Source organism: Prosthecobacter fluviatilis, from assembly GCF_042655725.1.
GTDB classification, from domain to species: domain Bacteria; phylum Verrucomicrobiota; class Verrucomicrobiia; order Verrucomicrobiales; family Verrucomicrobiaceae; genus Prosthecobacter; species Prosthecobacter fluviatilis.
In genome coordinates, this window is the sequence record NZ_JBHSMQ010000004.1 from 595,379 (window position 1) to 614,536 (window position 19,158).

The window sequence follows — 19,158 nt, forward strand, 5'->3', positions numbered from 1 at the left end:
GTTTCTGCGTTTTATTCCGTCTGAAATCCAACCTGCACTGACCTTCCCTTCCGCCATGCTCACTCGCTTTTTCAATGTGCTTCTCTGCGCGATCACTGCCTCCGCCTACGCCGCCGATGACTACCAGCTCGGCCCTCTCTCGCAGGAGAAACCGGAGGTGCCGAAAGGGAAGGTGATCCCAATGCCGGTACATGAGTCGAAGATCTATGCGGGTACGAAGCGTGACTGGTGGATCTATGTGCCGGCGCAGTACAAAGCTGAGCAGCCGGCAAACCTGATGGTGTTTCAGGACGGGCATGACTACGTGGGCGTGAAGGGTGCCTGGCGCGTGCCGGTGGTGTTTGACAATCTCATCGCCAGCGGGGACATGCCTCCAACCATCGCCATCTTCATCAATCCCGGCCACAGTGGTGAAACGAAACCGCAAAGCGCTTGGAAGAACAACAACCGCGGCAAGGAGTACAACACACTGGGGGACACCTATGCGCGCTTCCTGCTCGAGGAAATCATCCCGCAGGTGCAGAAGGATTACAAGCTCACGGACAATCCCGAGGGCTGGGCCATTGCAGGCGCCAGCAGCGGGGCCATCTGCGCCTTCACGGTGGCTTGGGAGCGGCCGGACAAATTCCGCAAGGTCTTCTCCACCATCGGCAGCTACGTGGACCTGGCGGGCGGGCACGTGTATCCCTCCATTATCCGGCTGACAGAGCGCAAGCCGCTGCGGGTGTACCTTCAGGACGGGAGCAGCGATCTGGACAATCCTTTTGGCAACTGGCCGCTGGCCAACAAACAGATGGCCGCCGCGTTGGCCTATCAGAAGTATGACTGCACCTTCACGTTTGGTGATGGGGCGCATAACAGCAAACAGGGTGCCAGCATCTTCCCGGAGGCGATGAAGTGGCTGTGGCGGAAGTGAAAAGCATGGGGGCATGGCCTGTCCGGAGTGGGCAAGCTGCCCAAAATGCGTCGCAAACTCATTTTTCATTGTGAATAACTTTGTTTAGGCCTTGACACCCCGGCCAATCCTCCTACCATCGCGGCCCCCCTTCTTCCCAGATTGGAAGTTTTTCGTACACATCATTCATGAAGACGTTTTCAGCAAAAGCCCAGGAGCATAACCCCACATGGTGGGTCATCGACGCCAAGAACCAAATTCTTGGAGACGTCGCAGTCGCCGCCGCCAACCTCCTGCGCGGCAAGACCAAGCCTACTTTCACCCCGCACGTTGACACCGGTGATTTCGTGGTCGTGCTGAACGCCTCCGAAGTCCGCCTCAGCGGCAAGAAAGAGACTCAGAAGATTTACACCTCGAAGGCTGGCTACGTCGGCAATCAGAAGGTCGAAAACGTCGAGCGCGTGCGTGCACGCCGTCCGCAGCTGCTTGTGGAACGCGCAGTCAAGGGCATGGTCCCCCACAACCGTCTTGGCCGTTCCGTCCTCGGCAAGCTCAAGATCTATGCTGGTGCAGAGCATCCGCATGAGGCGCAGAATCCGAAGCCCTTCTCCGTCGCCTAATTTCTCTCACTTTCACCCATCGCATGAGCAAGCCTCTCAAAACCACTACCGGCCGTCGCAAGACTGCCATCGCTCGCGTCTTCATCACCGAAGGTGCTGGCAGCATCACCGTCAACGGCCGCGACTTCGAAGAATACTTCCCGACTGTCGCCCTGCAGAACCAGATTCTCTTCCCTCTGGCTCTCACAAACTCCCGTCAGACCTATGATTTCAAGGTGAACGCAAGCGGCGGTGGTTCCACAGGTCAGGTGGGTGCCGTTCGTCTCGGCATTGCCCGCGCCCTCATCGGTGTGAATCCTGAACTCCGCGGTGTCCTCAAGCAGAACGGTCTGCTGACCCGTGACTCCCGCGCCAAGGAACGTAAGAAGCCCGGCCGCCCAGGCGCCCGCAAACGCTTCCAGTTCTCCAAGCGTTAATTGGTACTCCTGTTACAGCTCGATGTGTGCAAAACCCCGCCCCGTGCGGGGTTTTGTTTTTTCTGTCGCTGGCGGCGGAAACTCGCGCCACAGTCTGCCTCATGTCCTCAGGTCATCTTCTTGTTCTCGGTGCCAGCGTCATCTGGATCTTGTTCTGCATGCGGTTCTGGTACGCCATAGATCAGGAGCACACCTGGCAGCGTCGGTTTATCGCCATCGGGGCCGGTGTCGGAGGTGGGATGATTTACCTGATCGGCATGATGATGCTGCAGATGCTCAAAGAGCCTGACTCTCATCCTGCTGAGGGGGGTAGCAGCGAGATCCGCGTTTCACCTGGAAGACAGTTGGACGAGACGAAACAGTGACCACTGCTGGCTTTCCTGAAATCTGGACAGGCCGGCCGGATTCCCTCTTTGTATGCCATTCAGCTTTCACGGTTTTGGCACGGCTTATTATGGCGAATGCGATTTTCGTCCTGACGGCTCCTATGTGACGACCGAATGGATTTCCGCGTTTCTTCTGCCCGTACTGCCTTTCCGGAGTGTTCGCCTGGTGCGCATGCCAGGTAAAGACTTGAATCTGGTTGTCGTTTCCTCTGAAGGGTTCCTGGTCATAGAGCGCACGACGCTCCACTGGCGGCAGGTCATGAGGACATACGGCTTCATGGCTTGTTACGCAGCCTATCTTGTGGGCTTGAGTACAGCGGTTGACTCACTGGGACTGTCATGGGGGCAGATATCCCCGACATGGGCCATCGTCATTTTCTTGTTCGTGCTGACGCTGCCGCTCTTTTTGCTGCTGTTCCTGCGGCACAAGGCGCGGCGGAGGGCCATTTTTTCCCCGGAAGCCCAAATTGAGACGCTCAAAAAGCTCAGGGCTCATATCTCTCCTAAGTGAGCACGGACTCAGGGGAGAGGATTGAGATCATGCCTTGTCACTGAGGCATTCGTCACTCAGCATCACCAAAACCGGACGTTACCAGTTCTTCCAGGTCGGCCACGGCGGCTTCGGCGTCACTGCCGTCAGCGATGATCTTGATGGTTTCCCCACGGCCTGCTGCCAGCATCATGAGCCCCATGATGCTTTTGCCGTTCACAGGTTCGTCATCTTTCTCCACCCAGACGTCACACTGATACTTGCTGGCACGTTTGACGAACTGCGCCGCCGGACGTGCATGCATGCCCATTTTGTTGCGGATCGTGAGTTCTTTTTGAATGCTCATGGTGTGTAGAAAGCAGCTGGGGCTAACCTAATTGATCATCTGTCATCTTTTTCAACAACCTTTGGTCAAACTCGACGGCACTGTTGTAGCCAAAGGTGCGCAATTTGAAATTGATGGCAGCCAGTTCGATGAGGCCCGCCACATCACGCCCGGGCTCCACCGGCAGCGCCACACGGCCGATTTTCATGCCCATGATCTCCCGCGTGTCGCTGTTCACCCCGACTCGCTCGAGGTCTTCAGTTTTGGTGCCTCGCACCAGTTCCACGATCAAGTCCAGACGCTTGCTCAGGCGCACGGCGCTGACACCAAAGAGGGCTGCCACGTTGAGGATGCCCAGGCCGCGGATTTCGATCATCCCGCGGGTGATGTCTGGCGCAGAGCCGATCACCTCACGCTCCTCGATCAGGCGGAGCCTCACCGCATCATCCGCTACGAGGCTGGCGCCACGCTGCAGCAGTCCGATGACGCTTTCGCTTTTGCCACAGCCGCTTTCTCCCTGGATCAGCACACCGAGACCCTGGACGTCCACGAGGCAGCCATGGACCAGAAGGGTGGGGGCAAAAGCCCACTCCAGCTTGATCGTTGCCGCATTGAGGAACTTCATGGTCATCATGCTCGTCTGGAAAACCGAGATCCCGGCCTCGTTGGCGATCTGCACCAGTTCGTCATCAATGCGGTGTCCGCGCGCGATGACCACACAAGGGATGTCCCATGAGCACAGCTGGCTGAAGCGGGCGGCACGCAGCTTGGGGTCCAGCCCTTCGAGGAAGGAGCACTCCGAATTGCCGATAACCTGCACCCGTTTGTAGGCAAAGTAGGTGAAAAATCCAGAAAGCGCCAGTCCGGGGCGGTTCACAGACGGTTCGGAAATCTTGCGCTTGTAGCCTGCGTCGCTGCCCACCAGCTTCAGTTTGAGCGATTTTTCATTCAAAGTGAAAAACTCCCCCACAGTCACCGAGGAAGGGCGTTTGACTTTGGTTGGGGGCGGCATGGTCAGACATTACGCGAAGCCCCTTGCTGACAGCAACGAAAAACCAACTCGCACTGGAAAACAGTCATCAACCGGCTAAATCATTCGCCCCTGACGCCGCAGCCTGCGGCACTGGCTCTTTCCCACCTCTCTCATGCCCCGCAAAAAGGAATCCGCTTTCGACTCCGTGGAGTCTGTCCTCGCAGACATTCGCGCTGGACGCATGGTCATAGTCACAGACGACGAAGATCGTGAAAACGAGGGGGATCTGATCTGCGCGGCGGAGAAGATCACCCCTGAAATGGTCAACTTCATGGTCAGGCAGGGGGGCGGCATGCTGTGTGTGCCCGTCTCTCTTGAAATCGCCGAACGGCTGAACCTGCCCAGCATGGTGCCTGAGAACCGCGAGGCCTTCCGCACGGACTTCACCGTGACGGTGGATGCCGCCCAGGGCATCACCACAGGCATCAGCGCCGCAGACCGCTGCCGCACCATACGCCTTCTCGCGGATGCCGGCAGCAAGCCTGAAGACCTGGTGCAGCCCGGCCACATCAATCCCCTGGTGGCCAAGCCGGGTGGCGTGCTGCGCCGTGCCGGCCATACTGAGGCCGCTGTGGATCTGGCCCGCCTTGCCGGACTGCGCGAAGCTGGCGTGCTCATCGAGATCATGAATTCAGATGGCACGATGGCCCGGCTGCCCCATCTGAAGAAATTTGCGAAAAAGCATGGCCTGAAGATGTGCAGCATCGCAGACCTCATCGCCCACCGCCGGCTGAGCGAAAAGCTGGTGGAAAAGATCGAGGTCGTGGACATGCCGACGGACTTCGGGGTCTTCAAGCTACACCTCTACAAAAGCAGCCTTGATGGCGTGCACCACGTGGCGCTTGTCATGGGGGACATCACGCCGGATGAACCGGTGCTCGTGCGGGTGCACAGCGAGTGCCTCACGGGCGATGTGTTTGCCTCACGCCGCTGCGACTGCGGCAGCCAGCTCCACGCCGCCATGAAGCAGATCTCCACCAAAGGGAAGGGGATCATCATCTACATGCGCGGCCATGAAGGGCGCGGCATCGGTCTCCACGGCAAGATCATGGCCTACAAGCTCCAGGAGCAGGGCTTTGACACGGTGGAGGCCAATTTGAAGCTCGGCTTCCCCATGGACCTTCGGGACTACGGCATTGGTGCCCAGATCATCTCCGACCTAGGCGTGCGCAAGATCCTGCTCATGACCAACAACCCGCGCAAAGTCGTGGGGCTCGAAGGTCACAAGCTCGAAATCGTCGAGCAAGTCCCCGTCAAATCCACCCCCAAGCCCGAGAACGCCCGCTACCTCGAGACAAAGAAAAAGAAGATGGGCCACAAACTTTAGCCACATGTCCAACTACGCCTCCAGCCGTCCGCGTCCTACCCAGGACCCGATCAACATCGCGATCGTCGCCTCACTCTACAACAACCAGTATGTCCAGGGCCTGCTCGATGCCGCCCGTGAGGAGATCGAGGTCATCGCTCCAAACGCCTCCGTGGATGTCTATCGCGTGCCAGGTGCCTTTGAGATTCCTGTTTGCGTGGAGCATGTGCTGCGCGGCAGCTCTCCGGATGCTGTGATCACGCTGGGGGTCATCATCCGTGGCAGCACCGAGCATGCAGACCTGGTAGGGGCCTCCGTTACGGACGCCCTGCAGCAGATGGCCGTGCGGCACTGCATCCCTGTCATTCACGAAGTGCTGCTCGTCAGCAGCGAGGAGCAGGCTGAGGAGCGCTGCCTTGGCGCCACCATCAATCGTGGTACGGAGGCCGCACAGACCTGCGTCAAAATGATCAACCTGTTTGGCAAGATGAAGGCCTCCTTTGCCGGCGAACCCCTTGACCACGCCTGATACCATGGGAAGACGTCGCGAAGGCCGAGAGGCCGCCATTCAGTTTCTTTTTGCCCGTGATCTCCAGGGGGAGTCCAAGCCCGGTGAGCCAGAGGATTTCTGGTCGCTGCACAGCGCGAAGACCTCCACCCGTGCCTTTGCAGAAAGTCTTATTCAGGGAGTGCTGAAAAACCAGGCGCAGATCGACGCTGGCATCACCAAGCTGCTGGAAAACTTCAGCTTTGAGCGGCTTGCCGCGGTGGACCGCAATGTGCTGCGCGTGGCCTCCTACGAGCTGCTCTACTGTCCGGAGGTGCCAACCCCCGTGATTTTAAACGAGGCCATCGACATCGCCAAAGCTCTCAGCGCCGGAGAGTCCGGCTCCTTCGTCAACGGAGTGCTCGACAAGCTGGCAAAGTCTCTGCGCAAACCGGAGGCCTCATCTCCCGCCCCCCAAGCTTCCTAGTTTTTTCCGATGGCCGGCTTTTTCAAATCCCTCATCCAGCGTTTCACCAAGCCCGACATCGACTGGGATGAGCTGGAGGCATCCCTTATCTCCGGAGACCTGGGCCCGCGCCTGGCGCTGCAGATCGTTGCAGACCTCAAGTCCCGCCAGCGCACGCTGCACGGGGCCGACATCGTGCAGGTGGCGCGTGAGCATGTGCGCAAGATCCTGCCCGAGTCGGTTCCTGCGCTGGAGCCCATCCCCGGCAGGCCCAAGGTGCTGCTGATCGTGGGTGTGAACGGCACAGGCAAGACCACCAGCACCGCAAAGCTGGCGCACCTGCTGCACCGTCGCGGGCACAAGGTGGTGCTGGCGGCGGCAGACACCTTTCGTGCGGCTGCCGTGGAGCAGCTCACCGTCTGGTCTGAGCGCCTGCAGATTCCGCTCGTGAAAGGTCCGCCCAATGGAGACCCGGCCTCGGTGTGTTTTGACGGCTATGAAAAGGCGCTCAAGACCGGTGCTGACTTCCTCATCTGCGACACGGCCGGACGCCTGCACACCAAGCACAACCTCATGGAGGAACTGAAGAAAATTCATCGCATCCTCGGTCGCAAGGACGAGGAGTCGCCGCATGAGGTTCTGCTGGTGTGTGATGCGACCACCGGCTCCAATGCGCTGCAGCAGGCGCGTGAATTCAATAAGGCGATTCCTCTGACCGGTGTCATTGTCACCAAGCTCGATGGTAGCGGCAAAGGCGGTGTGCTTGTGGCGATCCAGCAGGAGCTGTCCGTGCCCACACGGTTCATCGGCCTCGGGGAGAGCGTGGACGACTTCCAGGTGTTTGACTCGAAGCGCTTCGTTGACGAGCTGCTCTGAGCATTCGCAGGGTGGTCAAATTTAGTACCTTTGGCTGGTACTTTGGTATCTTTGTGGCTCTTGTGAGTTTCATCCCAAGAATTATGTTGTCGGGAGAGTATGATCTTAGCTAAGTAGCCGAGATCTTTTTCACACACACACCTGGAGGAAACCACCTGTGACGTTCAAATGCCCCACATGCGACATGCAACTCAAAGCCGAGCCCGAAATGGCCGGAAAAATCGTCCGCTGTCCTGGCTGCAATACCAAGCTGAGCATTCCTGCCCTTGCCCCTTCTTCGCTTCCATCACCTTCGGGCCTGCCGTCACCTTCTGGGCTGCCCTCGCCCAGTGGCGTCACCCCTCCGGTCTCCTCTTCCTCCGCTCCTGCTGAAAACGACGCCTTTGGCGCCGAATACGAACACGGCTCCTCCGCGCCAGACCAGGTGCCCGCCACAGGCACTGCCGAACGCGGCGAGCGCGGTGGTTGGGAGGAGATTGACCCCACCAACCCCAACAGCTTCCTGAGTTTCGGGATCGGTTTCGTGCTCTTCCTCACATGGGTGGGCATTCTGTATCCGTTCAAAGCTCCGGAAAGCGTCCCGCACGCGGAGTACACCACGATGCAATTCGTGGCCTCGCTGTTCTTCAAGCACATGCTCGTGAGCTTCATGAACACGCTGTTCTTCACGTGGTCCATGTCGATCCTGTATCTGAAGATGCAGAAGCTCAACCACCAGCGCAAGGCGTTGCTGCTCGACGTGCTGCCCTGGGAGCTGGGGGCCGAAATCAACCGCGACAACGTGGGCCAGTTCATCGACCACGTTTACAAGCTGCCTCATCGTCTGCGTGACAGCATGATGGTCAACCGCATCCGCAAGGCCTTGGAGCTCTTCGAAGTGAAGCAAAATGTGGGAGACGTGACGAACATGCTCTCCAGCCAGTCCGATATCGACAGCATGCGCATCGGCGGCAGTTACTCTCTGCTGAAGGCGTTCCTCTGGGCCATCCCGATTCTCGGGTTCATCGGCACCGTTATCGGTCTGTCACACGCCATTGGCGGCATGAACTTCGGCAACATGACCGACCTCAAGCAGGTGACTGCCACGCTGGGAGCCGTGACCGGCGGTCTGGGCACCGCGTTCGACGCCACCCTGCTCGGCCTCGTGCTGGCCATGACCCTCAACTTCCCGCTCAACGGCATGATGAAGGCGGAGGATGACTGCCTCAATGACATCGACGCCTTCTGCAATGAAGTGCTTCTGCCACGCCTCAATGACGGCGGTAGCATCGCCGGTGGAGACACTGCTGGCGTGATGGACACGCTCGTCAAAGCCGTGGCCAATGCCCAGAAAGATTTCCTCGTGGATCTCAATGCCCTCTCCAAGCAGATCAAGGAGCAGGCCGACAACCTCGACAAACGCGCCGCCGCGCATCAGCAGCGGGTGGACGCCGAATTTGCCATGACGCTTAACCGCATGCGGGAGGACATGACCAACGCCGTGAAGGACAGCGTCAAGACCACCACCGACTACACGCGTGCGCTGGCCAGCGGCATCCAGTCATTGAACACCCTGCTCACCGAACTCGGCGGCAAGCAGATCATGATTCATCAGGTGAAGAAAAAAGGCTGGTTCAGCAGCAAATAGCCGCATCAACCTCCGCCCACCTATAGATCATGGCAAAGCGCCGACATGCCGCCAAAGACGAGATCCTCCTGGTCCCGTTCTTGGACATTCTGTGCTCACTCATCGGGGTGCTGATTCTCATCATCGTGGTGCTCTGCGTCTCGCAGACCCAGCAGACCGAGGGGCGCACACCGGAGGAGGTGCAGATGGCGCAGGACGCCAAGCGCTTGCGCCAGGAGATCGTGGAGCGCAAAGCCCTGGACGTGGTCCTCAAGGAAAAGCTGGCCTCGCTGGAGGAGTTGAAAAAGCAGACCGAAGAAAAAGAGCAGCGCTTCATCAAGCTGCGAAAGCTCATCAACACCTCCAAGGATCTCCAGCAGGAGAACCTCAAAATCAGCCAGAAGATGCAGAAGGAGCTGGATGACCTCATGCTCGAAATCGAAGGCATGAAGCAGCAGCAGGCCGAGAGCAAAAAAGAGATCGCCACCCTCATGGCCGAGCTCAAGAAGCGCGAAGTGCCGCCGGACAAGAAAGTCCCCCCGGTCATCGTGCAGCCCTCCGGCAGCGGCATGGATCCGGACACGAAAGTCTATTTCGTAGAGGCCGCAGGTGGCGCCTTGAAGATTCTCGGTGCCTGGGGGGAGGACTATCGCCTCAGCGCCACAGCCTCGGTCGTCGTCGCAGACGTCGCCTACAATCACTTCCTCACGGAGATCGCCAAGAACCCCAAGTCGTTGCTGCTCTTTCTCATCCGTGATGACGGGCAGGGCGCCTTCAACAACGGGGCTGGCCGTGCCGAAAACGACTACAAAGTCCGCATCGGCAAGCTTCCCATTCCTGGCAAAGGCATGCTCGATCTCGCCTTGTTCTCCAAATTTCGCGGCACCATCCCGCCGCCCCCCGCCGCCACACCCGCGCCGCCTGCCCCCCCGGCGCCGGCACCTCCCGCTGGAACTCCCCCACCCAAGAAAGCCGCCTGACGCGCCATGGCAAAACGCAAACCCCACGAAGAGCAGGAACTGCCGTTCGTCGCCTTGATGGACACGATGACCAACGTCGTCGGTGTGCTCATCATCGTCCTCGTCATGGTCGGCCTCAGCGTGGCCAGTGCGGTGAAAAAGGTGCTTTCGGACCTGCCGCCCGTCACCAAGGAAGAGCTCCAGAAAATTCAGGAAGATGTGAAGAAGCTTCCGGAAAAAATCGACCCGCAGAAAGTCGAGGAGCAGAAAAAACAGGCGGAGGCCGAACTCAAGCGCGTCCAAGAAGAACTCAAGACCGTCGATACTGCAGACGTGCAGTCGAAGATGAAGTTCATGGACCTCGAAGCCTTTCAGAAGCAGCTTGATGAGCGCAAAAAGGAGCGCGAGCTGAACAAGGCGGCCACGGATAAAATGCTCACCGAAGTGGAGCGCCTCAAGGCGCTGCTCGATCAGACCCCCGTCTTCACCCCGCCACCTCCCTCCTACGTACGTCTGCCCAATCCGCGCCCTTATCCCGAGAAACCCAATGAGACGCGCATTCTCGTCGCCAAGCAGGGCGTCCTCTCCTTCAACCAGGCCAAATTCCTCGGCCCCATCCTCGAAGGCATGGACAAGGTGAAGTCACAGCTTGAATTCCAAAAGGTGGAGTACGCGCCATTTGCCAAGCTGCTTGAAGGCATCCTAGGCAGCCCCGCCAATGCCCAGAAAGCATGGCCTGAAATCGCCCCGTTGGTGGACCGGGTTCAGCTCGAATACGTCGCCCTGGCCTACAAGGCTTTGGTGACCGGCGGCATCCCTGCCACCAAATCATTTCTCACAGACGTTGCGGACATCGCCGTGGCCACCCGCCAGACCATGCCCGTGGTGGCGGAGGCGATCGTCGCAGCAGGCAAAGGAGACGTGGCACCATGGGTCAAGCTCGATCCCGCCCGGCCTCCCGCTCCGCCGGTGATCAAGGCCAGCGTCGGCGGTGGCAAAATCAGCTTTGCCTGGGGCTCCTTTACCAAAGACGTCAAAGCCACCCCAAAAGACGTCGCCGGTTTCTTCCACGACCTCGCCAAGGTCAAAGGCATCGAAAACGCCAGCAAAGCTCGCACCATTTACGATGCCGCCCGCCTCCAAGCTATGCTTCAGCGTGCCGCCTCCAACCCGCTAATCGCTGGCTCGTATGGTTTTGAGCCCAAGATTCTGCCCACCCTGCCGTATGTGCAGCTCGCCCTCACTCCCAAGAGCGGCGGTGGCGAAACCATCGCATCCCTCAAGCAGCCCAACTCCGCCTTCATCCGCCTCATGCGCGACATCAAGGCAGACCCCAATGGCGTGGTCATCTTTCAGGTTATGCCAGACGCCTTTGAAGCCTACCTCGAAGCGCGCAAAGTCGCCGATGAAGTGGGCGTGCCTGCCACCTGGGAATTCCTCGCCAAACTCGACCTCGCCGTCAACATTTCCGGCTACGAGGTCCAGCGCCTCGCACCTGCTCCGCCCCCTCCGGGCAAAGGCGCTCCTGGCGCTGTGACCATCGCTCCGCCAAAACGCTCGCTGGACTGAATTGAAAATAGGCATTTTGCCCATAGATCTTTCGATCTCTTCTGGGGGTGGCTTATCATAATCTAAGGAGTTCTTGGACAGTGGGTTTTCTGGTGCCACTGTCGGTACTCATTAGCGCCCGATGTCCTCACTTTCTCCGACCAGCCCTCTCCCATTGTTCGAAAAGGTCCGCAAATTCCACGCCGCTGGCGATCTGCAGGGGGCACGTGCAGCCGGCATCTATCCTTACTTTCGGGAGATTTCCTCGGCTCAGGACACGGAGGTCATCATCAATGGCCAGCAGGTGCTCATGCTCGGCTCCAACAGCTACCTCGGCCTCACCAATGATCCGCGCATCAAGGAGGCCATCTGCCAGGCGGTGCAGAAATACGGGGCAGGCTGTGCCGGATCACGCTTCCTGAATGGCACGCTCGACATCCATGTGCAGCTGGAAGAGGAGCTGGCGCAGCTGATGAAAAAACCTGCGGTGCTGCTCTACAGCACAGGCTTCCAGGTCAATCTGGGCGTCATCAGCACCATCGTGGGGCGTGAAGACTGCATCCTGGCAGACCGCGCCAATCATGCCAGCCTCGGCGCTGGCTGCCAGATGTCGCCAGGAAAGACCTTTCTCTTCTCGCACAATGACATGACATCCCTGGCGCGTCGGCTGGCTCATCTTCCTCTTGAGGCTCCGAAGATCATCGTGGTGGACGGGGTCTTCAGCATGGAGGGGGACATCATCAAGCTGCCAGAACTCGTGGCTCTGGCAAAGCAGTACAATGCCGCCGTCATGGTGGACGACGCCCACAGCATCGGCGTGCTCGGGGAGCACGGCTCAGGCACCGCCTCCCATTTCGGCCTCGTCGATGACGTGCATCTCATCATGGGCACATTCAGCAAATCGCTCGCCAGTCTGGGCGGCTTCATTGCTGGAGATGCGGACACCATCGACTACCTCCGGCACCATTCACGCCCGCTCGTTTTCAGTGCCAGCATGAGCCCGGCCAATGTGGCCGCCGCACTTGCCGCGCTGCGCATCATGATCGCCGAGCCCGAGCGCATGGTTCAGCTCTGGGCAAATACCGGGCGCATGAAGCAGGGGCTGCTCTCAATGGGCTTTGTTCTCGGTGCCACCGAGACTCCCATCCTGCCAGTCTACGTCCGCGACACGCTCAAGACCTTCTTCTTCTGCAAGCGGCTTCAGGACGAAGGCGTCTTCGTCAATCCGGTGATCCCGCCCGGCGTGCCTCCCGGCGAGGAGCTGCTGCGCGTCAGCCTCATGGCCACCCACACCTTTGCACAGATCGACCGTGCGCTGGAGAAGTTTGAAAAGATCGGCAAAGAGCTGGGCATCATCTGATGCCACCGGACAGTTTTTAAATGCCCATGAATTTCCGGATCAGCCAGTCCCGCAGCCTGTCCGGAATGATGCGCACCAGCACGGAGCCCAGCACAGAGTCCAGCCCCACTGGGTAGCGGGTGCGCGGCCTGCGCGCCTCGAGCGCATGCGTCACCGCCCTGGCCACTCGCTCCGGCGGGATGGCCATGGACGGCACTTTCTCCACCATTTTGCGCAGCGCGCCGATGGGGGCTGCGTAGAGCTTTTCACATTCGGGAGGCATGCCATCAAACAGGCGTTCCGCGGCTTCGCGTGACTTGCTCCAGATCGGTGTCTTGATCGCCCCCGGCTCGATCAGCGCCACCTCGATTCCCCACGGGCGCAGCTCGATGCGCAGTGAATCGGCGATGGCCTCCAGCGCATGCTTGGTCGCGCCATAGCCCGCCAGGAAGGGCTCGCACATGAAGCCCGAATTTGACCCCGTAAGAACGATGCGGCCACGGCTCGCTCGGATCATCGGCAGCACCGCCTGTGTGACGGCGATCAGGCCCAGAACATTGACCTCAAACTGCTTTTCGAAAGCCTCCAGAGGCATGAACTCCAGCGGCCCCGCCAGCGCGATGCCTGCATTGTTGACGACTCCCTGAAGCCCCTCTGCACCACACTGCGCCGCGACCTCCTGCACCACGCTTTTGATCTGTTCTCGGTTCGTCACATCCAGGATGACGGGCACGATCTGGCCCTCGGCACCTTCCTGAAGAGCCCCACCGTCCTGCTCACGGCGCACGCCGGCAAACACCCGCCAGCCGCGTGCCGCCAGCATCCGTGTGCAGGCGGCGCCGATGCCCGTCGAAGCTCCGGTGATGAGGACATTGCGTGGCACGGTGGGGCTGGTGGGCGGCATGGCGTTCGGAAAGCTGGGAGCGGCCTGAGTATTCGATGAGGTGATCTTTTGTCGAGCACGTGTTCCGCCTTTGTTGGAGCATTGCCTCCTGCCGGAAACCCGCTACTCATCCTGCATGCGATCACTTTTCATCATCTGCCACACGCTCACGCTTCTGCTCCTTCTTCCGGCATGCAGCTTCAAGTATGGCCTGCCCACTCCGGGATACGGCTATCCGGGCGGGCTTTCAGTTCTGGCGCCCCGGCTCGGCAACAGCGGCAACTACACCTACTATCCGCGTTACGAAGCCTACTACCACCATGACTCCAAGCAGTTCTACTACCCCAGCGGTAAAAACTGGGTGGTGCAGCCCACCGTGCTGAACAACTCCGCCGAAGAAATCCGTGCCACGCCCGGGGTGCCGTTTCAGCTGGCGGAGCATCCGTCCAAATACCATGGTCAGATCAAGCAGGCCTTTCCCACCGACTGGACTCCCGGCAAAGGCCGTGTGGACGAGCCCTATGAGTTTGGCCGCAGCGGTTGGGATATTGACCAGCGGTAACTTTTGCAGGAGTGGCTCCGGCATGAAACCGGAGGCCCTCTGCCCAGCTTGGCTCTTCTAAATCGAAACTATAAACCGAATGTCCCGCCTCATCTGCCTTCTCGGTCTTTTGGTGTTTGTGGCACTGGCCTGGGTGCTCTCCACAGACAGGCGGCGCTTTCCCTGGCGGGTCGTCATCACCGGTTTGGCGCTGCAGATCGTACTGGGGGTGCTGATCCTGCGCACGCAGGCAGGGCATGGCGCGTTCTCGCTGCTTGAGAAAATGTTCCGCCGCCTGCTCGCGTTTGGAGACGAGGGCGTGGCTCTGGTGTTTGGCCCGCTGGGCACGCCGGAAAAGCTCAGCGCTGCCTTTGGGCCCGGTGGCGGTTTCATCCTGGCGCTCACGGTGACTGGCAGCATCATCCTCATCTCCGCGCTCTCCTCGCTGCTCTATCATCATGGCATTCTCCAGCGCGTGGTCCGTGCCGCCGCTTGGGTGATGCGCCGCCTCATGCGCACCAGCGGCAGCGAAACGCTGGCCGCTGCCGCAAACATCTTCATGGGACAGACGGAAGCGCCGCTGATCATCAAGCCCTACCTTGCGCGCATGACCCGCAGCGAACTGCTCTGCGTGATGGTCGGCGGCATGGCCACCATTGCAGGCGGCGTGCTTGCCGCCTATGTGTCCTTTGGCATCTCCGCCGGGCACCTGCTCACCGCCTCCGTCATCAGCGCGCCCGCAGCACTGATGATGTCGAAAATCCTGATCCCCGAAACCGAGGAGAGCGAGACCGCGCACGGCGCGCAGCAGCTCATTGAACGCGAAACCACCAACAGCATCGACGCGCTCTGCCATGGCGCGAGCGATGGCATGAAGCTGGCCCTCAATGTCATGGCCATGCTCATCGCCTTTGTCGCCGTGGTGGCGCTGTGCAACTACATGCTCTCGCTCGGCCTGCGTGTCTTTGGGCAAAACGTGCCGCAGCCCTTGCAGTTGGTGCTCGGCTGGCTTAATGCCCCCTGCGCCTGGCTGATGGGCGTTCCTTGGGCGGAGTGCGGCCAGGTAGGCGCGCTGCTGGGGGAGCGCGTCGTGCTCAATGAATTCCTCGCCTACCTGCACCTCAGCCAGCAGGGCGGGACGCTTTCGCCACGCAGTGCGGAGATCGCCACCTACGCACTCTGCGGTTTTGCGAATTTTGGCAGCGTCGCCATCCAGATCGGCGGCATCGGCGCGCTGGTGCCGCAGCGTCGTGCAGAACTCGCGCAGCTCGGCATCAAATCCATGATCGGCGGCCTGCTGGCCTGCTATTGCACCGCTTGTGTCGCGGGATTGCTGCTTTAAAGAGTAGGTCTGCATGTCCGCAACCACCGGCCTCCAAGTCTCCGACCTGCGCTTCGCCTATTCCGGCGGGGGCTTTCGTGTCCATGTGCCTCAGCTCGGGCTGGAAGGTGGTAAAACCCTGGCGCTGGCCGGACCCAGCGGGGCAGGGAAGTCCACGCTGCTGCGCCTGCTGACCGGACTGCTCACACCCACGGCAGGCACCGTCAGCCTGGGGACTGCCGATCTGCACGCCATGAGCCCCGAGGCCCGCCGTGCCTTCCGTCTGCGGCAGATCGGTCTCGTGTTTCAGGACTTCGCGCTGCTGGACTACCTCACCGTTGCTGAAAACATCCTGCTGCCGCATCAGTTCCGCAGAGCAGCAGGAGAGGAGGAACGTGCCAGGATGCTCGGCCTCACCCAGCGCCTGCACATCGACCGCTACCTGGACAAGCGCGTCTCGCAGCTCTCGCAGGGGGAGCGTCAGCGTGTGGCCGTGGCACGTGCGCTGGTCCATGAGCCGCAGTTTGTTTTCGCGGACGAGCCCACTGCATCGCTCGATCCCGTGCGCGGACGCATTGTTGTGGACATGCTGCTGGAGGATGCGCGCAGCCGCGGCGCCTGCCTCGTCATGGTCACGCATGATCCCAACCTTCTGCCTCTCTTTGATCAAACCCTGCGCATGGAGGAACTCGCCGCCACCGCATGAGCGCCGCTCTCCACCTCGCCGTACGCTACGTGCTGCGGCATCGCATTCAGAGTGCGCTGCTCGCTGGCGCGCTGGGCCTCGTCTTTGCTCTGCCGCTCTGCCTGCGCGTCCTCATCGAGCATGCGCAGCAGGAGCTTCGCGCCCGCGCCGCCGCCACGCCGCAGATCGTAGGCACGCGAGGCAGCGCGCTCGACCTCATGATGACCGCGCTCTACTTCAAGCGTGAAAATCTCCTGCCGCTGCCCTTTGGCGTGCTCACCCAGCTGCAGCACCACCACTCCGCCAGCGCGGCCACCACCGCCGCTGCCATCCCGCTGCATGTGCGCTATCAGGCGCAGGGCGCGCCCATTGTAGGCACTGAGCTGGAGTACTTCCCCTTTCGCGGACTGCACCTCGCCGCAGGCAGGCAGCTCAGCCGCCTGGGAGATTGTGTCGTCGGAGCCACGCTGGCAAAGCAGCGCGGCCTCCAGCCCGGTGGGCACATCTTTTCCTCGCCCGAGCAGGCCTTTGACATGGCAGGCGTGTATCCGCTGAAGATGCGCGTCACCGGCATTTTGGCCCCGAACGGCACGCCCGATGACGAGGCGCTCTTCGTCGACCTCAAAACCGCCTGGCTTATCGAGGGACGTTCCCACGGCCATGACGACCTGAAAAAAGACCAGTCCGTCATTCTGAAAAAAGAGGAGGACGGCAACATCGTCGGCAACGCCGCCGTGCGCATGTACAATGAAGTCACAGATGCAAACATCGCATCCTTCCACTTTCATGGCGATGTCTCCGCCTACCCCATCAGCGCGATCATTCTTCTGCCCAAAGATGCCAAGGCCGAGGCGCTGCTGGCAGGGCAGTACGCCCGCTCCAAGGAGCAGCAGCTCATCCGCCCGCGCGACGAAATGCAGGCGCTGCTCACCCAGCTCGTACGCCTGGAGGGCTTTGCCGCCAGCGCGTTGCTTCTCACCGCCACCGCCGCTCTGCTCGTCACTGCGCTCGTTTTTGCGCTCTCCTTCCGCCTGCGCCAGCGCGAATTTGCCACGCTGGAAGACGTCGGCGTCTCGCGCCGCTCGCTTCTAAGTGTCAAAGTCCTCGAAGTCCTCATCATCGGCCTCGCAGCAGTCCTTATCGGCCTCGTGCTGCTATCCTTCTCCTCCTACGCCGCACCCCATCTGCTCCGCTGGGCGCTTTGATGGCCCCGCACCTTTTCACTTTCACTTCTACACCGACGCATGTCCTACGCTATCGACGCCCTCATGTACGCCCTGGATGTCAATTCAGACATCAGCACCGAGGGGCGTGTGCTCTTTCTCCGCGCCCAGGAGCATCCCGCCCTGCAGCACTTTGAAGGCCGTCTCGTCTGCCAGCAGACCTGGAAGCCTCGCGCCAGCCTCCTCCAGGCCGCGGGGTACCGTGCCGAGCGCGAGATCAATGGCCTCTTCAATCTCGTCCTCGTCCTGCCAGATCCGCAGCGCGAGCTCATGCTCGCAGATCTCGCCCGCGCGCACGACCACCTCGCCCCTGGCGGTGTCCTCATGGCCGCCGTGCACAACGACGCTGGCAGCAAACGCTGCGAGCAGCACCTCCGGGAAGTCGCCCCCGGTCCCGTGGAGACCCTCTCCAAGCACCACTGCCGCGTCTTCTGGACCACCAAGGAGGACAGCAAGCCATGGAAGTCCGACCTCCTCGAGCGCTGGCGTCAGGGCGCCGTCATGCGCCGCATCTTGGACGGCCGTTTCTGGTCACGCCCAGGGCTCTTTAACTGGGACCGCATCGACGAGGGCTCGGCCCTCCTGGCACAGCATCTCCCTGACACCATCGCCGGAAACGTTGCCGACTTCGGCTGCGGCTGGGGCTTTCTCAGCGACCACCTCCTGCGCCACTGCCATGACATCGACAGCCTCGACATCTACGACGCCGACGGCGACTGCTTTGAATGCGCCCGCCGCAATCTCGGGCTCGTGCCCACCAAGGTCAAAGCCCAGCCGCACTGGCAGGACATCACCGCCGGCTTTGATCGCACGAAGTTTGACGCCGTCATCATGAACCCCCCGTTTCATGAAGGCAAAGAGGCCGATCCCCTCATCGGTCTCAAGTTCATCGCCGCCGCCGCGCAGGCCCTTCGTCCCCAGGGGCAGCTATGGCTCGTCGCCAACCGCCAGCTCCCGTACGAGAACCTGCTGGCAGAGACCTTTGCAGAGACGGAAAAGATCGTGGAAACCGGCGGCTTCAAAGTGCTGCATGCACGAAATCCCATCATCATCAGGCCCACCCACCAGCGCCGTGGCAAGCGCAGGCGTTGAGAGGTTGTCACCGCCCTTCCTACTTTCCATCTTTTAAAGGAACAAAGCGTTTGCAAAGCCCTGCACCTATACCATAATCGCGGCCCACTTCGAAAGGAGAATGGGTAGGTACCCGAGCGGTCAAAGGGGGCAGACTGTAAATCTGCTGGCTTACGCCTACGCTGGTTCGAATCCAGCCCTGCCCACCACCTTCATTCTGAGTGAGTTAAACCTCCCGAAAGGAGGTGATATTAGATAGGACAAAATTTCCGCTGTGCACTTGCTGTGCATTTTTTCGGTTCAAATTCGTTCCTCTCAATACCTGAGACGTCTCTGGGATCCTCAGCTTGCGGAATAGGCGCCCTAGCTTGAAAAAGCCTCGCCTATCGAGTTGATCAAATCATTCAATGTCGAGGCACCCTGCATATCGGCCAGCCTGCAGGCCTCGGCATACGAGTTTGGAAGGTAGTTGATGCAACGGATATCCTTTCTCCAACTGCCAATCACCGGTTTTGCAGCAGGATTATTGATCAGGCGGGGAGGGGGACTTTTGTCACATGGATGAGCTCGGACAGGGTGCTCAATGACCTCGTCAGTGATTTCACAGCAGCAATCACGGGCGAAGGCCCTGGCCGAAAAAGGAACGTACGGGGATCCGGTGATAAAAGGGTCGAGTCCTGAC

21 protein-coding genes and 1 tRNA gene are annotated in these 19,158 nt (G+C 60.2%); 19 read left to right on the plus strand and 3 right to left on the minus strand.

Annotated features, from left to right (window positions below; genetic code table 11):
* Window positions 1-55 precede the first annotated feature (55 nt).
* The 5 genes from ACFQDI_RS13900 to ACFQDI_RS13920 all read left to right on the plus strand — a co-directional run bounded on the left by ACFQDI_RS13900 (window position 56) and on the right by ACFQDI_RS13920 (window position 2,828).
* Window positions 56-916 (plus strand): alpha/beta hydrolase, encoded by an 861-nt coding sequence (locus ACFQDI_RS13900; RefSeq protein ID WP_377167635.1) that lies wholly within the window; start codon window positions 56-58, stop codon window positions 914-916.
* 167 nt (window positions 917-1,083) lie between these two features.
* Complete coding sequence (gene rplM, locus ACFQDI_RS13905; RefSeq protein WP_377167638.1) at window positions 1,084-1,515, plus strand: 50S ribosomal protein L13; 432 nt, start codon at window positions 1,084-1,086, stop codon at window positions 1,513-1,515.
* A 23-nt stretch (window positions 1,516-1,538) separates the two neighbouring features.
* Window positions 1,539-1,931 (plus strand): 30S ribosomal protein S9, encoded by a 393-nt coding sequence (gene rpsI, locus ACFQDI_RS13910; RefSeq protein WP_377167641.1) that lies wholly within the window; start codon window positions 1,539-1,541, stop codon window positions 1,929-1,931.
* Window positions 1,932-2,032: 101 nt separating this feature from the next.
* Window positions 2,033-2,296 (plus strand): hypothetical protein, encoded by a 264-nt coding sequence (locus ACFQDI_RS13915; RefSeq protein ID WP_377167644.1) that lies wholly within the window; start codon window positions 2,033-2,035, stop codon window positions 2,294-2,296.
* A gap of 52 nt (window positions 2,297-2,348) precedes the next feature.
* Complete coding sequence (locus ACFQDI_RS13920; protein ID WP_377167647.1) at window positions 2,349-2,828, plus strand: hypothetical protein; 480 nt, start codon at window positions 2,349-2,351, stop codon at window positions 2,826-2,828.
* Between the two features lie 52 nt (window positions 2,829-2,880).
* Here ACFQDI_RS13920 and ACFQDI_RS13925 read toward each other — a convergent pair whose 3' ends face one another.
* Window positions 2,881-3,153: an HPr family phosphocarrier protein gene (locus tag ACFQDI_RS13925; protein ID WP_377167650.1), complete on the minus strand. Its 273-nt coding sequence runs from the start codon at window positions 3,151-3,153 to the stop codon at window positions 2,881-2,883.
* A 22-nt stretch (window positions 3,154-3,175) separates the two neighbouring features.
* Window positions 3,176-4,144, minus strand: coding sequence for an HPr(Ser) kinase/phosphatase (gene hprK, locus ACFQDI_RS13930; RefSeq protein WP_377167653.1), 969 nt, complete (start codon window positions 4,142-4,144; stop codon window positions 3,176-3,178).
* 133 nt (window positions 4,145-4,277) lie between these two features.
* On the opposite strand from hprK, the gene ACFQDI_RS13935 reads away from it, so the two are divergent.
* From ACFQDI_RS13935 to ACFQDI_RS13970, 8 genes are all read left to right on the plus strand, one after another.
* Window positions 4,278-5,492, plus strand: a complete 1,215-nt coding sequence (locus ACFQDI_RS13935) for a bifunctional 3,4-dihydroxy-2-butanone-4-phosphate synthase/GTP cyclohydrolase II (protein WP_377167656.1) — start codon at window positions 4,278-4,280, stop codon at window positions 5,490-5,492.
* 4 nt (window positions 5,493-5,496) lie between these two features.
* Complete coding sequence (gene ribH / locus ACFQDI_RS13940; RefSeq protein WP_377167659.1) at window positions 5,497-6,000, plus strand: 6,7-dimethyl-8-ribityllumazine synthase; 504 nt, start codon at window positions 5,497-5,499, stop codon at window positions 5,998-6,000.
* Between the two features lie 4 nt (window positions 6,001-6,004).
* The gene (gene nusB / locus ACFQDI_RS13945; protein WP_377167662.1) at window positions 6,005-6,445 is read left to right on the plus strand and encodes a transcription antitermination factor NusB; all 441 of its coding nucleotides are present in this window, start codon (window positions 6,005-6,007) and stop codon (window positions 6,443-6,445) included.
* Window positions 6,446-6,454: 9 nt separating this feature from the next.
* Window positions 6,455-7,300 (plus strand): signal recognition particle-docking protein FtsY, encoded by an 846-nt coding sequence (gene ftsY / locus ACFQDI_RS13950; RefSeq protein ID WP_377167665.1) that lies wholly within the window; start codon window positions 6,455-6,457, stop codon window positions 7,298-7,300.
* Between the two features lie 184 nt (window positions 7,301-7,484).
* Entirely contained in the window at window positions 7,485-8,927 is a 1,443-nt protein-coding gene (locus ACFQDI_RS13955) for a MotA/TolQ/ExbB proton channel family protein (protein ID WP_377167668.1), read from the plus strand.
* Between the two features lie 29 nt (window positions 8,928-8,956).
* The gene (locus ACFQDI_RS13960; protein WP_377167671.1) at window positions 8,957-9,886 is read left to right on the plus strand and encodes a hypothetical protein; all 930 of its coding nucleotides are present in this window, start codon (window positions 8,957-8,959) and stop codon (window positions 9,884-9,886) included.
* Window positions 9,887-9,892: 6 nt separating this feature from the next.
* On the plus strand, window positions 9,893-11,434 hold the full coding sequence (locus ACFQDI_RS13965) for a hypothetical protein (protein WP_377167674.1): 1,542 nt from the start codon (window positions 9,893-9,895) through the stop codon (window positions 11,432-11,434).
* Window positions 11,435-11,555: 121 nt separating this feature from the next.
* Window positions 11,556-12,773, plus strand: a complete 1,218-nt coding sequence (locus ACFQDI_RS13970) for an aminotransferase class I/II-fold pyridoxal phosphate-dependent enzyme (RefSeq protein ID WP_377167677.1) — start codon at window positions 11,556-11,558, stop codon at window positions 12,771-12,773.
* Between the two features lie 16 nt (window positions 12,774-12,789).
* On the opposite strand, the gene ACFQDI_RS13975 is transcribed toward ACFQDI_RS13970, so the two are convergent.
* The gene (locus tag ACFQDI_RS13975; RefSeq protein WP_377167680.1) at window positions 12,790-13,656 is read right to left on the minus strand and encodes an SDR family oxidoreductase; all 867 of its coding nucleotides are present in this window, start codon (window positions 13,654-13,656) and stop codon (window positions 12,790-12,792) included.
* Between the two features lie 115 nt (window positions 13,657-13,771).
* On the opposite strand from ACFQDI_RS13975, the gene ACFQDI_RS13980 reads away from it, so the two are divergent.
* The 6 genes from ACFQDI_RS13980 to ACFQDI_RS14005 all read left to right on the plus strand — a co-directional run bounded on the left by ACFQDI_RS13980 (window position 13,772) and on the right by ACFQDI_RS14005 (window position 18,685).
* The gene (locus tag ACFQDI_RS13980; RefSeq protein ID WP_377167683.1) at window positions 13,772-14,197 is read left to right on the plus strand and encodes a hypothetical protein; all 426 of its coding nucleotides are present in this window, start codon (window positions 13,772-13,774) and stop codon (window positions 14,195-14,197) included.
* 79 nt (window positions 14,198-14,276) lie between these two features.
* Window positions 14,277-15,518, plus strand: a complete 1,242-nt coding sequence (locus ACFQDI_RS13985; RefSeq protein WP_377167686.1) for a NupC/NupG family nucleoside CNT transporter — start codon at window positions 14,277-14,279, stop codon at window positions 15,516-15,518.
* Between the two features lie 13 nt (window positions 15,519-15,531).
* Window positions 15,532-16,203: an ATP-binding cassette domain-containing protein gene (locus ACFQDI_RS13990; RefSeq protein ID WP_377167689.1), complete on the plus strand. Its 672-nt coding sequence runs from the start codon at window positions 15,532-15,534 to the stop codon at window positions 16,201-16,203.
* The gene (locus ACFQDI_RS13995) at window positions 16,200-17,387 is read left to right on the plus strand and encodes an FtsX-like permease family protein (RefSeq protein WP_377167692.1); all 1,188 of its coding nucleotides are present in this window, start codon (window positions 16,200-16,202) and stop codon (window positions 17,385-17,387) included. The genes ACFQDI_RS13990 and ACFQDI_RS13995 overlap by 4 nt, the downstream gene beginning before the upstream one ends.
* 39 nt (window positions 17,388-17,426) lie before the next feature.
* Window positions 17,427-18,497 (plus strand): class I SAM-dependent methyltransferase, encoded by a 1,071-nt coding sequence (locus ACFQDI_RS14000; RefSeq protein WP_377167695.1) that lies wholly within the window; start codon window positions 17,427-17,429, stop codon window positions 18,495-18,497.
* A 102-nt stretch (window positions 18,498-18,599) separates the two neighbouring features.
* Window positions 18,600-18,685, plus strand: a tRNA-Tyr gene (locus ACFQDI_RS14005).
* Window positions 18,686-19,158 lie beyond the last annotated feature (473 nt).